This window comes from Haloferax sp. Atlit-6N (assembly GCF_003383195.1).
Classification (GTDB): Archaea; Halobacteriota; Halobacteria; order Halobacteriales; family Haloferacaceae; genus Haloferax; species Haloferax gibbonsii.
Genome location: NZ_QEQJ01000002.1, coordinates 304,042 through 318,222, shown reverse-complemented (window position 1 = coordinate 318,222; position 14,181 = coordinate 304,042). Strand labels below are relative to the sequence as shown.

At 66.9% G+C, this 14,181-nt stretch carries 14 protein-coding genes; 8 read left to right on the top strand and 6 right to left on the bottom strand.

Translation table 11 applies throughout. The features are described 5' to 3' along the window. Positions 1-3: 3 nt before the first annotated feature. The 3 genes from DEQ92_RS10870 to DEQ92_RS10860 form a co-directional block, all read right to left on the bottom strand. Positions 4-255, bottom strand: a complete 252-nt coding sequence (locus tag DEQ92_RS10870; RefSeq protein WP_004975269.1) for a hypothetical protein — start codon at positions 253-255, stop codon at positions 4-6. Between the two features lie 338 nt (positions 256-593). Beyond that, positions 594-1,886, bottom strand: coding sequence for a RimK family alpha-L-glutamate ligase (locus tag DEQ92_RS10865; RefSeq protein ID WP_004975267.1), 1,293 nt, complete (start codon positions 1,884-1,886; stop codon positions 594-596). 150 nt (positions 1,887-2,036) lie between these two features. After that, entirely contained in the window at positions 2,037-3,599 is a 1,563-nt protein-coding gene (locus DEQ92_RS10860) for a S8 family peptidase (RefSeq protein ID WP_115820760.1), read from the bottom strand. A gap of 195 nt (positions 3,600-3,794) precedes the next feature. Here DEQ92_RS10860 and DEQ92_RS10855 point away from each other — a divergent pair, with 195 nt between their 5' ends. The 5 genes from DEQ92_RS10855 to hmgB all read left to right on the top strand — a co-directional run bounded on the left by DEQ92_RS10855 (position 3,795) and on the right by hmgB (position 9,578). Next, a complete protein-coding gene (locus DEQ92_RS10855) occupies positions 3,795-4,271 on the top strand; it encodes an NYN domain-containing protein (RefSeq protein ID WP_004975259.1) in 477 nt (158 codons plus the stop codon). A gap of 110 nt (positions 4,272-4,381) precedes the next feature. Next, positions 4,382-5,230 carry a TatD family hydrolase gene (locus tag DEQ92_RS10850; protein ID WP_050459607.1) on the top strand — a complete coding sequence of 283 codons (849 nt, stop codon included), beginning with the start codon at positions 4,382-4,384 and terminating at the stop codon, positions 5,228-5,230. Positions 5,231-5,369: 139 nt separating this feature from the next. Then, positions 5,370-5,957, top strand: a complete 588-nt coding sequence (locus tag DEQ92_RS10845) for a DUF2150 family protein (protein WP_004975254.1) — start codon at positions 5,370-5,372, stop codon at positions 5,955-5,957. Between the two features lie 57 nt (positions 5,958-6,014). Continuing rightward, on the top strand, positions 6,015-8,171 hold the full coding sequence (locus tag DEQ92_RS24075) for an Ig-like domain-containing protein (protein ID WP_115820759.1): 2,157 nt from the start codon (positions 6,015-6,017) through the stop codon (positions 8,169-8,171). 69 nt (positions 8,172-8,240) lie between these two features. After that, positions 8,241-9,578 (top strand): hydroxymethylglutaryl-CoA synthase, encoded by a 1,338-nt coding sequence (gene hmgB / locus DEQ92_RS10835; RefSeq protein ID WP_004975237.1) that lies wholly within the window; start codon positions 8,241-8,243, stop codon positions 9,576-9,578. A 50-nt stretch (positions 9,579-9,628) separates the two neighbouring features. Here hmgB and DEQ92_RS10830 read toward each other — a convergent pair whose 3' ends face one another. Together DEQ92_RS10830 and DEQ92_RS10825 are read right to left on the bottom strand one after the other, a co-directional pair. Further along, complete coding sequence (locus DEQ92_RS10830; protein WP_004975234.1) at positions 9,629-9,931, bottom strand: hypothetical protein; 303 nt, start codon at positions 9,929-9,931, stop codon at positions 9,629-9,631. A gap of 109 nt (positions 9,932-10,040) precedes the next feature. After that, positions 10,041-10,748 (bottom strand): helix-turn-helix domain-containing protein, encoded by a 708-nt coding sequence (locus tag DEQ92_RS10825; protein ID WP_004975230.1) that lies wholly within the window; start codon positions 10,746-10,748, stop codon positions 10,041-10,043. A gap of 140 nt (positions 10,749-10,888) precedes the next feature. Between DEQ92_RS10825 and DEQ92_RS10820 the strand changes: the two genes are divergently transcribed. Further along, complete coding sequence (locus DEQ92_RS10820) at positions 10,889-11,539, top strand: metal-dependent hydrolase (protein ID WP_004975228.1); 651 nt, start codon at positions 10,889-10,891, stop codon at positions 11,537-11,539. Positions 11,540-11,617: 78 nt separating this feature from the next. Continuing rightward, positions 11,618-12,196, top strand: a complete 579-nt coding sequence (locus DEQ92_RS10815; RefSeq protein WP_004975227.1) for a GNAT family N-acetyltransferase — start codon at positions 11,618-11,620, stop codon at positions 12,194-12,196. Positions 12,197-12,250: 54 nt separating this feature from the next. Here DEQ92_RS10815 and DEQ92_RS10810 read toward each other — a convergent pair whose 3' ends face one another. After that, the gene (locus tag DEQ92_RS10810; protein ID WP_004975225.1) at positions 12,251-12,832 is read right to left on the bottom strand and encodes a hypothetical protein; all 582 of its coding nucleotides are present in this window, start codon (positions 12,830-12,832) and stop codon (positions 12,251-12,253) included. Positions 12,833-13,003: 171 nt separating this feature from the next. Between DEQ92_RS10810 and DEQ92_RS10805 the strand changes: the two genes are divergently transcribed. Continuing rightward, entirely contained in the window at positions 13,004-14,179 is a 1,176-nt protein-coding gene (locus DEQ92_RS10805; RefSeq protein WP_115805112.1) for an amidohydrolase family protein, read from the top strand. The last annotated feature ends 2 nt before the right edge of the window (positions 14,180-14,181 follow it).

Here is a 14,181-nt window from a genome sequence, read left to right as displayed (position 1 = left end):
GCGTCACTCGTTAGCGCCGGGGTAGAGCGCCGACACCTGCCAGACGTTCGCGCGAACGCCGGCCCGCTCGATGTCCATCCGCACGCGGTCGCCGGCGTGGTGGTTCGCGAGGTAGTCGCGGAAGGTGCTGTTCTCGTAGGAGGTGACGTGGTACGTCGACCCGTTGTCGCCGCGGAGGGTCGCCGCACCGTGGTCGTTTACCTCGTTTACGATTGTGAACGTATTCGAATTATTTCTGGACGCTGTCTCGGACATACTCCATTATATGTTAATGAGATACATAAAACCCGGCGACGCGTTTAGTAAATCATTATAAACTACATCGTGATTGTTTCCCACGGGAAACCGTCCGCTCGCCGTCGGTCGGTTTTCGGAGAATGGCCCGCGTCCGGTGGTCGATTCGACGCGCCGTGCGCCGGCTGTTGGGTTGCGACCGGCGTGGGACGTGACGCGACACGGCCACGCTATCGAGCGCGGGTGGGTCGTCGAAACGAATCGTGTCGCGTGAGTACGGCTTCTCGAATCGGGGACGGGGCGCAGTCGTCATAGGAAGTGGAGCCAATTAACGGAATGGCTTGATATATCCGGTTTGATTAGTCACCCGCGTCGCCGCGGACGCCCCGGCGCACGTCGACGTAGTAGTCGCGGAGCAGGTCCCGGCCGATTCGAAGCGGCGTCTCCGGACCCACGTCCTCGTCGAGCACCGCGGTCACGGTCCGCCGTTCCCCCGCGAGTTCGACCACGATATCCACCCGCGGGGGCGCGCCGTCGTCAACCACGTCCGGCGGCTCGGTACCGAGGTCGGCCGCCAACCGGGGGTCGATTCGCGTCGTCGACGCGGCGGTGTCGATGCGCGCGAGCACCGCTTTCGACCCGCTGACGCCGGTGACGGTCACGCGCTCCGCGTGGCCGACGACGGGGACCCGCTCGTCGCGGATTCCCGAAGGGGCGTCTGCCGGTCGCGTCCCGTCGAGAGAGCGCTCGACCCGTTCGACGAGCGCCGGGTCGACGCGCCCGCCGGCGCGCTCGATTGCGAGGCGGGCGATGGCCGCCGCGGGCGACCGACCGGTGGCGCGGAAGAGCCCGCGGAACCCCGCGGTCGGGTTGACTTCGAGGACGACCCAGCCGTCGTCGCTCTCGATGAGGTCGACGCCGGCGTAGTCGAGACCGAGCGCCCTCGCCGCCCGGAGCGCCGTTCCCGCGGCCTCCGGCGGGAGTTCCTCCGTCGCGTCCTCGACGTCGCCGCCGAGCGCGACGTTCGTGCGCCAGTCGCCCGCCGGGGCGTAGCGGTACATCGCGCCGACGACCTCGTCGTCGACGATATAGATTCGGAGGTCGCGGTGGCGTTCGCTCGCGTCGACGTACTCCTGAATGAACGCTCGCCGGCCGTCGACGGTCGCCGAGACGGCCCGGTCGTGGTCGACCAGCCACGTCCCCCCGCCGTTGGTCCCGACGGCAGTCTTGTAGACGACCGGCGTCCCGAACCCCTCTCGCGCGGCGTTCAGCCTGGCGTCCGCGGTGGCCATGTACGTGTGCGGCACCGGGACGCCCGCGGCGGCCAGCCTGCTCCCCGTCGCGTGCTTGTGGACGGCGAAGAGGACGCTCCGCGGGTCGTTGAGCACGGGCCGAACGGCGGCGTAGCAACTGGCGATAGAGAGGTCTTCGAGCGGGCTCGTCGACTTCGACAGCAGGAGCCGGTTGACCACCACGTCGACGTCGGGGTCGAGCGCGACGCCCGACGGCGACACGTCGATTCCGACCGCCTCCTCGTGCAACCAGACGGCCTCGTGGCCGAGCGCCCTGACCGCGTTGCTGATGGCTTTCGTCTCCCTGCTGTCGTGGAATCCCAGAATCCCCACGGTGACCGTCGGTTCGTCCCCACCCATAGGTGAGACTACGCGTTCCGGTCGCATCAGCGCATCGCGAGGTTCCGCAGAACCGGAATGTGACGCCGCGCGACGCGTCGCGGGCGCGGCGGTCACCTGCTCATGAAGTCGGCTATCGGTCCGGTCCCGCCACCGAGTCGGCGGTCGCGGTTACTCCTTTTCCGTGACGGTCACGGTGTAGCTGCCGCCGCCGGAGTAGCTGTCGACCAGCACCGAGAGGTCGGCCGACGTGTCGGGGTCGTCGATGACGATCTGCTCTTCGCTGTCCGTGGTCCACGAGCGGTAGTCGTACGACCCGGTCGTGGGGCACGTCCCCGAGCCCTCGTTGACGTAGAGGTCGAAGTCGGCGCTCGACGGCCCGCTGAGGTCGACGACGACCTGCGACGGCGAGCCGTACTCCCACGCGTAGCTCCAGCAGTCGGAGTCGGCCGACGACGACAGCGAGTCGTCGATGGTCGAGGTGGTCGAGTCGCCGCCACCGCCGCCACCGCCGCCGCTTCCCGGCTCGGTTGTGACGGCGTTCGCGGCGTCGACGCGGCCCGCTCCCTGTTCGTTCTCGGAGAGGCCGACGTCGACCGCGGTGTTCTTGAGCTGGCTCCGCAGGTCGGCCGGCGAGAGGTCGTAGACGGCGAGCGTGAGCCCGGCGACCCCCGAGACCACCGGCGTCGCCATCGACGTGCCGGAGATCTCCTTGTACTCGGTATCGGTCGTCCAACACGAGAGGACGTTCGTCCCCGGCGCGGCGAGGTCGATGTCGGTGCCGTAGTTCGAGTACGACGCCAGCGTCTCGTCGGGGTCGAGCGCGGAGACGGCGACGCACTCGCTGTAGGCGGCGGGGTACGACACGCTCCCGCTCCCGTCGTTGCCGGCGGCGGCGACGACGAGGCTCCCCTGCTGGGTCGCGTACGACACGGCGTTCTTCATCGTGGACGTGTAACCGCCCCCGCCGAGCGAGAGGTTGATGACGTCCGCGCCCTGGTCCGCGGCCCACTCGATGGCGTCGGCGATGTCGCTCGTCGAGCCGCTGCCGGACTCGGAGAGCGCCCGCCCCGAGAGGAGCGAGGAGTCGCTGATGCCGCCGATGCCCTCGCTGTTGTCGGTGGTGCCGGCGGCGATGCCGGCGACGTGGGTTCCGTGGTACTCGTCGGCGAGCACGTCCGGATACGGGTCGCCGTCGGCGTCGACGAAGTCCTGGCCCTTGTCGGAGCCGAACTGCGCCGAGAGGTCGGGGTGGTCGTACTTGACTCCCTGGTCGACCACGGCGACGGTCACGTCGGCGCTGCCGAGCGTGGTGTCCCACGCGGTGTCGGCGTTCACCTGCTGGGGCGCGTACTGACTGCCGTACTGCGGGTCGTTCGTCGTGTAGAGCGCCTGGTGGGTGACGTTCTTCTCCGCGTACTTCACCTCGTCGCGCTTCGTGACCGCCGAGATGAAGTTCTCGCGGGCGCGGTCGGCGGTGACCGACGGGAACTTGACCGCCACGTAACTGAGGGTCTTGTTCTCGTGGACGACCGTCGCGTTGCCGGGGACGTGCTTTTCCACGGCCTTGCGCGGACTGTCGGCCGTCTTCGAGACGCCGACGAGAATCTCTTCTTTCTTCGGCCCGGGGGACCGACCGGGCGTCGCGGTGGTCACGCCTGCCGCGCCGGTCAACCCGGCGGCCGCGGCGAGCTTCAGGAAGGTTCGTCTGTCGAAGTTCGGTGTGCCTGCCATGGGCACACATGACTCGGGAGACCGTGGCAATATTTGTTAGCTTGACTGAAATTTCAATTTCAGCCTGTTCTTCAAAGGGGATTCGGAACGAACCCGTAAACCAAAATAAATCCTCGACAGATTCTCGAATCGTCGTTCCTGCTTCGGTCGCCCCTCCCTCGAAATTTATAAACCCGAAACCGGGCGAGGTGGTGTATGGACCTCCTGCGGCGGTTGGTCGGTCCCGACGGGCTCCCGTCGGGCCGAGTGGCGCTCTTCGTGGACGGGCCGAACGTCCTCCGCGACGAGTTCGACGTGGACTTAGACGACATCCGGGCGGCGGCTCGCTCCCTCGGCGGACAGGTGAGCGCGGCGCGGCTCTACCTCGACGAACACGCCACGCCGGGGCTGATTCAGGCGGCCGAGGCGCGCGGCTTCGAGGTCGTCGTCACGAGCGGCGACGTGGACGTGAAGCTCGCGGTCGACCTCACCCGGTACGCCGTCGAGGACCGCGCCGACGTCATCGCGGTCGCCTCGCGGGACACCGACTTCAAGCCCGCCTTGGAGACGGCCAACGCCTACGGCCTGCGGACGGTCGCCATCGCGCCCGGGAGCTACGGCCGCTCGGACGCGCTCCAGAACGCGGCGACCCACGCGATGACGCTCGACGAACTCGCAGAGGACGGCGACTGAGTCGGGCGACGACCCGGTCGACCCCGATACGATCCGACTGCGCCTGACTCAACTCGACACGACCGACCGCGAACGGTTCGCTTTTTCCTCCCCCGACCGACCAGTCGTCCATGCAGGAGTTCGACACGCCGGTCGTGGACAACCACCTCCACCTCGACCCGGACCACGGTCGCGGGCTGGAGGCGGTGAAGGATTTCGCCCGGAGCGGCGGCACGCACCTCCTCGTCGTCAACAAGCCCTCGTGGCTCCTCGGCCACGAGGTCGAGACGGGCGAGGACTTCCGCCCGGTCTTCGAGACGACGGTCGAAGTCGTCCGCGAGGCCTCCGAGCTACTTCCCGGACGCGCGTGGCCCGTCCTCGGCGTCCACCCCGGTCTCGTCTCGAAGCTCGTCGACGACCGCGGCTACGACCCCGAGGCCGCCCGCGACCTGATGTGCGCCGGCCTCGACACCGCCGCCGAGTTCGTCCGCGAGGGCGACGCGCTCGCGCTCAAGTCCGGCCGCCCGCACTACGAGGTCACGGACGCCGTCTGGGAGGCCTCGAACGCCGTCCTCAGACACGGCCTCGACCTCGCCGCGGACTGCGACTGCGCGCTCCAACTCCACACGGAGTCGACGACCGACCTCTCGGACGTAGCCGAGTGGGCCGACGAGCGCGGCGTCCCCGGAGAGCGCGTGGTCAAACACTACGCGCAGGGCCACCTGACCGGCGGCACGCCGAGCGTCATGAGCGACAAGGACCGCCTCGAAGACGCCGCCGAGCGGGGCGACCCGTTCCTCATGGAGACCGACTTCATCGACGACCCCGACCGCCCCGGCGCGGTGATGGGGCCGAAGACCGTCCCCCGGCGCGTCGATTGGCTCCTCGACGAGGGGCGCGAGGACGCCGTCAGGAACGCTCACGTCGAGACGCCCGCGCTGGTCTACGGCGTCGACACCGAAGCGACGCTCGACCGATAGGGACTGTCGGGCGGAGCGCGGAACGGCTGCCGAGACCGGCGCACGAGTCGAATTGCGCCGTCTTCTCCCACGTCGAGCCCTCGCACGGTCACAAGCAGGATAAGAAAGGCATTTGAGTCCGGCACGGGAGGTTGTAGGTATGACCGAGGCCGAGGAACGATACTACTCGCCGGAACGCTGGCAGAACTGGTTGACGCGCGTCGAAGAAGAGGACCTGGACCTCGAAAGCGAGGAGACCGGCCGTCTTCTGATGAACATCCAGAACGACGCGGCCATCGCCATCGCCAAGATTCTGACCGCCTACGACGACGACACGCTGGGCGAAGAAGAGGCGCTCGACGAGCTCTCGACCGTCCACGACATCGTCATGGCCGAACCCGAGTTCGAGTCGGAGAACGAGGAGGCCGAAATCCTCATCGGGAGCGTCCAGACGAGCCTCTCGTGTGCCTTCTTCGCCGCCGAGGAGTTCATCGTCGCCGGCCCCGCGGAACTCGAAGACGACATGGACGCCTACATCCGCGCCGCCGCGGACGCCGAGGCCGCCGACGACCTCGACAGCGCGCTCGGCTACATCGTCCAGGTCGGCACCCGCGTCATCGACGGCGACGACCTCGACATCGAGGTTCTCGACGAACTCGAATTCGGACTCGTCACCGAGTGGGTCAACGGCCTCGACAGCCTCCAGAGCGGCCTCTCGGAGCCCGAAGTCGTCGAAGAAGAAGACTAAGCTCGGCCTCTCGCTTCTGTAGGAGTCTTTTTCCCGTTTCGGGTATCTTCACGACATATGGGATTTCGGGGGGACGAAAGAGCGGTTACTGTCCAAATCGGCGCAGTGCTGCTGTTTGGTATCATCATCATCTCGATGTCGATGTACCAAGCGACCGTCGTCCCGAATCAGAACGAACAGGTCGAGTTCCTACACAACCAAGAGGTCCACGACCAGTTCAAATCGCTTCGCGGTGCAGTCATCGAGAGTTCGTCGGAGCCGACCGCGCGCCCTTCGACGGTTTCGTTGGGGACGCGGTATCCGAGTCGGACGCTGTTCGTCAACCCCGGTCCCGTATCGGGGACGCTGCAGACGCGGGACCTCGGGACACTCGCGGTCTCGAACATCGAGACGACGGAAGCCGAGACGAGTGACTACGTCGACGGCGGTCTCTCGTACCCCACCAAATCGCTCGAATACCGGCCGGACTACAACGTCATGCAGTCCACCCCGACGACGGTGTACGAAAACACCATCGCGTACAACCGGTTCGAGACCGGCTACAACGGAACGCTCACCGGGCAGTCGCTGATAAACGGCCGGACGATTTCGCTCGTCCTTCTCGGTGGAAACTACTCCGAGAACGGTGTCGGGTCCGCGACCGTCGACGCGCAGGCGGTCAGCCCGGCGACGCGGACAGTCTCCGTGACAAACACATCAGAACGCGTGAATATCACGGTCCCGACGAAACTGTCGGCGGCCGAGTGGCGTGACGTGCTCGAAGACGACGGTGAGTTGAACGACCCGGAAAGCGACGATGACTACGTCTATAGTGTCACCGACGGTCCCGGCGATACCGTCTTTATCGAGATGAAAACGGGCGTGACGTACGACCTCCGCGTCGGAGCGGTCGAAGTTGGGTCAGATGACGAAGAACCGTCGGCACATTATATCACAGTCGTCGAGACCAGTAGTTCGTCGGCGACGTTCGAGGTCCGAGACAGGTACAACAACCCGGTGAGTGGCGTGACGGTGAACACGACTGCGCTCCCGTCGACGACGCTCTCGGCACAGGGCCAGACAGGAACTGGACTGACGAATCTCCGGACGGACACCGACGGACGGGTGACTGTCTCGCTCGACACACCGACTTCGGGAACCTACACGTTGCAGGCGAGCATCGACCGCAATCCGGCGAATAGCTTCGATGCATCTCGCCGGCAGGACGCGGATGTAGACGTCGTGGCCGGTGGGTCGGGAACAGGGACGACCGGCCCATACAACGTCGTATGGGACGGACCCGCGATGGACTCAACCGGCGGGAGCGCAGTCAGCTATTACAGTTCGAACGACACGCTCGTTGTCAACAGCAGTAGCGTCTCGCAGTTCGATGGCAACGTCGACGTGACAGATCGTGAAACCGGGATGTCAGTCGCGAACGTGGTGGTCGACTTCGCGACGAACAACTCGTCTGTACTGACGGGTGGGTTGGGCACGGGAACGACCGGTGGAAGTGGTACCGCGACGACGACTGTCTCAGTCGCGGATGGTGTCGCGACCGCATACGCGACTGCTGGTGGCTCCTACGATACGATTTCCGTCAAGGTCGGGTCTGGAAGCGGTGACGGCGGTGGCGGTGACGGTGGTAGTGGAGGCGGCGATGAGCCCTTCCTCGACACGGACGACGATGGTGTCCAGGACCCTGGCGAGGAGTCCGTCCCCATCTCTGAACTCGACGGTGGCGACTACAACGCCAATACACCGCTGGTCATCCCGGAGGGCGTCGATATCGATGCTGGCGACTCGTCAGTCACGTACAACGTTCCGTCGGTGAACATCTCCGGGAGCGTCCTCACCAGTAAGCAGATTACGATACGAGCAAACACCGGTGACATCGTCTTGGACGGTGCAAACCTGACCGCTGGTGGCGGAACTGGTGGCGGAAACAACGAAGTCGTGCTCATCTCGTCGGGCTCCGTTTCGGCGACTGACGCGATACTTGAGGGAACCCGGCGCGTGTCGATAACTGCGAACGGCGGAGGAATCGACCTTCGGCGCTCGACTGTTCGGTCGTACGGCGGTTCGCAGGGCGATATCGAACTGACCGCTAACGACGGCGACATCGATCTTCGAGACGCCATCATCGACGCGGCACGGTCGATATCCTACACCGCGAACAACGGGAACGTCATCGAGGGGAACACGACGTACCCACATCAACCGTCTCCCGTTTGAGGAACAGTTCGACAACCGACGTAACTCACCATCGACAAAACCTTATCCCTCGGTTCTGTAGCATCGACCATGACTTCCGTCGGCATCGACGCCATGGAGATTTGGACGGGCAAACTCGTGTTAGACCTCCCCAACACCTTCGCGCCGGTGAAGGGCGAAGACCCGGAGAAGTACACGAAGGGCCTCGGTCTCCACACGTCGTCGTTCCCGGACGTGTACGAGGACATCGTCACGATGGGTGCGAACGCCGCCAAGCAACTGATGGACCGAAAGGGGCTCACGCCCGCGGACATCGGCCGCATCGACGTGGCGACCGAGTCGGCGTTCGACAACTCCAAGCCGGTGTCGACGTACATCGCCGGCTGTCTCGAACAGGTGTACGACGGCGACTTCCGCCACGCGAACAAGGGCGAGCGCAAGTTCGCCTGTATCGCCGGCACCCAGAGCCTCGACGACGCCTACAACTGGATTAAGGCGGGACGCAACCGCGGGCGCGCGGCGCTCGTCATCGCCACCGACACCGCCCTCTACGAGCGCGGCGACCCCGGCGAGGCGACGCAGGGCGCGGGCGCGGTGGCGATGCTCATCGACGAGGACCCGGACCTCGTCGAACTCTCGACCGAGCAGGGCTACGGCAGCATGGACGAGACCGACTTCCTCAAGCCGAATCAGCAGTTCCCCTCCGTGGACGGCAAGCGCTCCATGCAGGTGTACCTCGCCCGCATGCGCGAGGCGCTCGAAGACTACGAGAGCGTCGCGGGCCGCACGCACCCCGACCTCTTCGAGTACATCCCGTTCCACACGCCGTTCCCCGGCATGGTTCGGAAGGCGGCCCTCCTCGGGTTCCGTCACATGACCCGCGACACCGACATCGAAGACGACCTCGAAGCCGAAATCGGCCGCCAGCCCCGCGAGGAGGACTTCGAGACGTGGGACGACTACGAGGAGGCCATCCGCGGCTACATGGACGAACTGAAGACGACCGAACAGTACCGCGACTGGTACGGCCGCGTCATCGAGCCGACGCTCGACATCTCCAGCCGCGTCGGCAACTGGTACACCGGCTCGGTCCACATCGCCCGACTGTCGGCGCTCATCGCCGCCGCCGACGAGGGGAAAGACATGACCGGCAAGCAGCTTCTCGTCGGGTCGTACGGCTCCGGCGCGCAGGCCGAGATTCACGCCGAGACGGTCCAAGAGACGTGGCTCGACGAAATCGAGGCCGTGGACGTGGACGACCAGCTCGCGGCCCGAACCGAGATCTCCTTCGACGACTACGAGCTCATCCACGACGTGCACAACCACGAAAAGGAGATCGAGGTCGAGGAGTTCACCCAACCCGAAGCCGAGTTCGTCTTCACGGGCTGGGGTCGGATGAACGAGCGCCGCTACGAATACGTGGAGTAGCGCGGACCGACCACACGAGCGAAGCGAGTACGGAGACGAAGCGCAGGTCGTTAGAACGACCGCGCCTGTTCGGGGAGTATCGACCACGAGTCAGCGGGGTCCGCGCCCCGGTCGTCGTAGAACTTTCTGCCGATGTAGTCGTCGCTCACGCTTCCGAGTATCGTGTTGTACAGGTCGGCGGCCGATTCGTAGGTCTCGGCTCCGAGGGGGTCGAGGATGGCCTCGACGGTCTCCGCGTCGTCGACGTTCGGCGCGGTCACTTCGATGTCGCCGACGCGTTCGAGTACGCGGTCGGTCGCAACGGGGTATTCGAACGCCGTTTCGAGGTGCGATTGGAGGTCGCGAATATCCATGGAGTGACATCGTCGCGGCCGCCCTTCGGCTTTTTTCGCCCTCGGACGGACACTCTGGAAATTCGAATCGAATCGGAGAGAACGGGAAAATCGAGTTGCGACGGCGGACTCAGGGAAGCTTCCGCAGGTCTTCGAGCATCTCGTCTAGGTCGCGGTCGGTCACGGCGAGCGCGAAGCCGTCGATAGTGGCGAGCGCGGGCGCGTGCTCCCAGAGTTCGTCCTCCGAGAGGCCGTGGAGGACGACGGCGTTCGGCGTCGGCGTGACGACGCGCATGGCGACGAGCGGCGACTCGCCGCGGGTGACGCCGGTGAAGACGAGCGCCCGACTCGTCGACTGGCCGTAGAGCCGGTAGAACTCCTCCGAGGAGAGTCGCGTGATGGCCTGGATGCTGTTGATGACGGTGTGGCCGCTGATGCGGTCTTGGTCGCCGTCGACGATGGGCGTCGCGCCGATGGCGTCGTAGAAGCTGTCCAGCGGAATCGACGTGGGGTACTCCCGGAGGTCTTGGACGATGTCGCTCTCGAAGCCGGCCGAGAGGACGCGGGCGTACTGCCGGATGCGACTGCCGCCGCGGGCCTCGTCGATGTCGAGAAGCGCCTCGACCATCCGGCGGATGACGCCGATGCCGGGGCTCTCGCGGCGACCGCTCTCGTAGTCGGAGACGACCGACGACGACACGTCCAACTGCTCGGCGAGCGCCGTCTGGGAGATGTCGAAGTCGGTCCGCCACTTCCGGAGCGTCGCGCCGGGGTCGTCCGAGAGGGTAATCTCGCCCGCGATGCGGCGGGCGAGGTCGTCGCGCGGTGCCGCGGTCATCGCGAACACCTCGGTCCGACCGAGGAGTGAGTCATGGGACAACGTGCGTGAGTGTCCCGCAAAAGGGTGTCGAAAGTGGTAGTCGTCGCCTGACGAACCCCGTGGGAACCCTGAAGGTCGTCGCCCGACCACTACGCGGTATGCCATCGACCCTCGTCCACGTCGCGGTCGGCGGACTCGTCGGTGCCGCCCTCCTCGGTCGCTGGTTCGACGCCCGCTCGGTCGGCGTCGCGCTCGCCGCCGCCGCGGTCCCCGACCTCGACTCGTTCACCAGCACGCTCCTTCCCGGCAGCCACCGCGCGCTGTTTCACACGCTCTTGTTTCCGCTCGCCCTCGCCGCCGTCGTGGCCTACGACACGCGGGTTCGTGACCCCGAGCGCTCCGCGATTCGCGGTCGGTGGGGCGCTCGCGGCGTCGTGGTCTCGTGGGTCGGCATCGCCGCGCTCCTCTGTGGGGGTATCTTCCCCGACCTGTTCACAAACGGCGTCAACGCCTTCTACCCGCTGCACGACGCGTTCTACTCGATTAGCGGGCGCGCCGAGTGGTCGAGCACGCGCGGGTTCGTCCAGACGTTCGTCGAGCTACGGCCGGCGTCGGCGTCGCCACCGCCGACGACGGAGACGCTCCACTACAGCACCGTCGTCGACCCCTCGCCGGGCGCGGAACCCGAGAACGTCGAGCGGGTCGCTCCGCTGGCCTCGTCGGGGACGGAGTTGATGCTCATCGTCCTCGGTGCGGGCGTGGTCGGCGGTCGGCTCCTCTCGGAGCGCCTGCGCGGGCGGACGGAGTGAGTCGTCGGAACGGGACGGGGGAGCGGCCGCGGCTCGCGACTCCGAGCGTTCATAACCGATGGCGACGCATCCGCGTCCATGAGCGAGACACCCGACGGCGTCGAGGTGCGACCCTACGAACCGGGCGACGCGGCCGCGTTCTGGGAACTGAAACGCGGGTTCGAACTCGGCATCGGCGAGGGAACCGGCGGCGACGACAAGCTCACCACCTACGAGGCGAAGCTCACCGACGACTACCGCGAGCGCTACCTCTCGTGGGTCGAGCGCTGCGCGAGCGACGACCCCGGGTGCGTCGTCGTCGCGGAGGCGGTGTCGGGTGGTGGAGACGGTGATGGCGGCGTCGAGAGCGACGGCGATGACGGCGACGACGACCGCGGCGACGACGCGACTCTCGTGGGCTACGCCTTCGCGCTCCCCGAGGAGATGACGTTCATCTGGGACGCCGCCGTCCTCAACGAGCTGTTCCTCGACGCCGACTACCGCGGCACGGGCGTCGCCGACGAACTCATGGAGGCCGTACTGGACCACGCGCGCTCGCAGGACCTCCCGTTGGACCGAATCGTCCTCGACGTGGACGAGGCGAACGACCGGGCGCGGGCGTTCTACGACCGCTACGGCTTCGACCACTGGGGCGAACTCGTCGCTCGCGACCTCTGAGTCGAAGAACGCGAGGAGCGGAGAACGGAGATTCGAGCGCTCGGACAGGCGCGACTACCGGAGCGCCGTGGCCGCGAGGCCGCCGACGGTGCCGAGAACCGCGGGGTACGCGACGCCCGCGAGGAGCGCGGACGTGACCGGGTCGGGGCTGACGGCCGCGTCGCCGACGGTGACGGTGAAAAGCGCGATGCCCGCGAGCGCGAAGACGAGGTAGCCGACGGTGGTTCCCGCGCCGGCCAGCGCGCCCGCCCGCGTCGAGGACGCGCCGCTGACGACGGCCGCGAGCGCGCCCGCCGCGAGGAGCGCGACCACGGGCGCGACGTAGAGCACCGGCGAGAACGCCTCGACGCTCTCGATGAGGTTCGCGGAGGAGGTCGTCCCGAACAGCCCGGGGAACGTCGTGGTCACGCCGTGGGCGCTCATGAACACCCAGCCGACGACCTTCCACGTCGAGATGTCGGAGCCGAGGGCTTCGAGCACCTGGCTGGCCGTCGAGTTCTCGATGGTCGAGGAGGTGAGGAGGTAGGTCACGAGGTAGCCGAAGAGGGCCGCCCCGAGACCGGCGACGCCGCCGCTGCCGACCGACCGAAGCGTCGATGGTGTGGAACCGCGGGTCGATTCAGGTGTCGTTGACATCGTGTCGGAAGCGATTGTCGTTCTCCCGTAAATGTCTCGTGGCCGCCGTGAGAGGGCCTCTCGCGGTACGCGGTGCCGATACGTGATGACGGCGACGCGTCCAGCGACCGCCCGACGGCCATCGAATACCGGAGGGTCACGTTCAAGTCTCGCCGTGCGATAGCGACGGGCATGTTACTTCGGGGCCCACGGGTGATTCGCGGCGACCGCGTCATCGACGAGGCGGACGTTCGAACCGACGCCGAGACGGGGCGAATCGAGGCCGTCGGCGACCTCGACCCCCGCGGGGACGAGCGAGTCGTCGACCTCGCCGGGAAGACGGTCACCCCCGGACTGGTGGACGCGCACGTCCACTTCTCCTTGTCGGGCGAGCGGAGCGTCGAGGACGTGGTCGGCATGTCCGACGCCGAACTCACGCTGGTCGAGGCGCGAAACGCTCGGAAGACGCTCGAAGCGGGCGTCACGGGCGCTCGCGTGATGGGCGCGCGAGACATCGACGTGGCGCTGAAACGCGCCATCGACGCCGGGGACGTGCCCGGTCCGCGGACGGTCGCCAACTGCCGGTCGATAACGATTACCGGCGGCCACGGCCACCACATGGGCCGCGAGATAGACGGGGCGACCGAGGCCCGAAAGGCCGTCAGAGAGCAGGTGAAACTGGGTGCCGACTTCATCAAGTTCATGACGACCGGCGGGGTGACGACGCCCGGCAGCGACCCCGGCGCGGTGGCGTTCACCGAGGAGGAGCTCCACGCGCTCGTGGACGAGGCCCACCGGCGGGGTGTCCACACCGCGACCCACGCCCACGGCGGGGAGGGCGTGAAAGCGGCCATCCGGGCCGGCGTCGACACGGTCGAACACGGGACGTTCCTCGACGACGAGGCCATCGACCTGTTCTTGGAGCGCGACGCGACGCTCGTGCCGACGCTCTCCGCGCCGTACCACATCGTCCGCAACACCGAGGCGGCGACGAAGGAGGACGTGGCGAAGACTGAGACCGTCTACGAGCGTCACATCGAGTCGTTCAAACTGGCCGCCGAGGCCGGCGTCCGCATCGCGGGCGGCACCGACGCGGGCACGCCGTTCAACTTCCACGGCGGCAACGCCTCCGAGGTCCAGTTCATGGCGCAACACGCGATGGAGCCGCTGGACGCCATCCGGGCGATGACCGAGACGGCCGCCGACGCGGTCGGGCTGGACGACTGCGGCGTCGTCGAACCCGGCGCGTACGCCGACCTGCTCGTCTTCGACGACGACCCGCTGTCGGACCTGACGGTGCTGAACGACCCGGCGGCGGTCCTGAAGGGCGGCCGCGTCGTCGCCGGCGCGGTCCCCGGCGGAGAATAAGT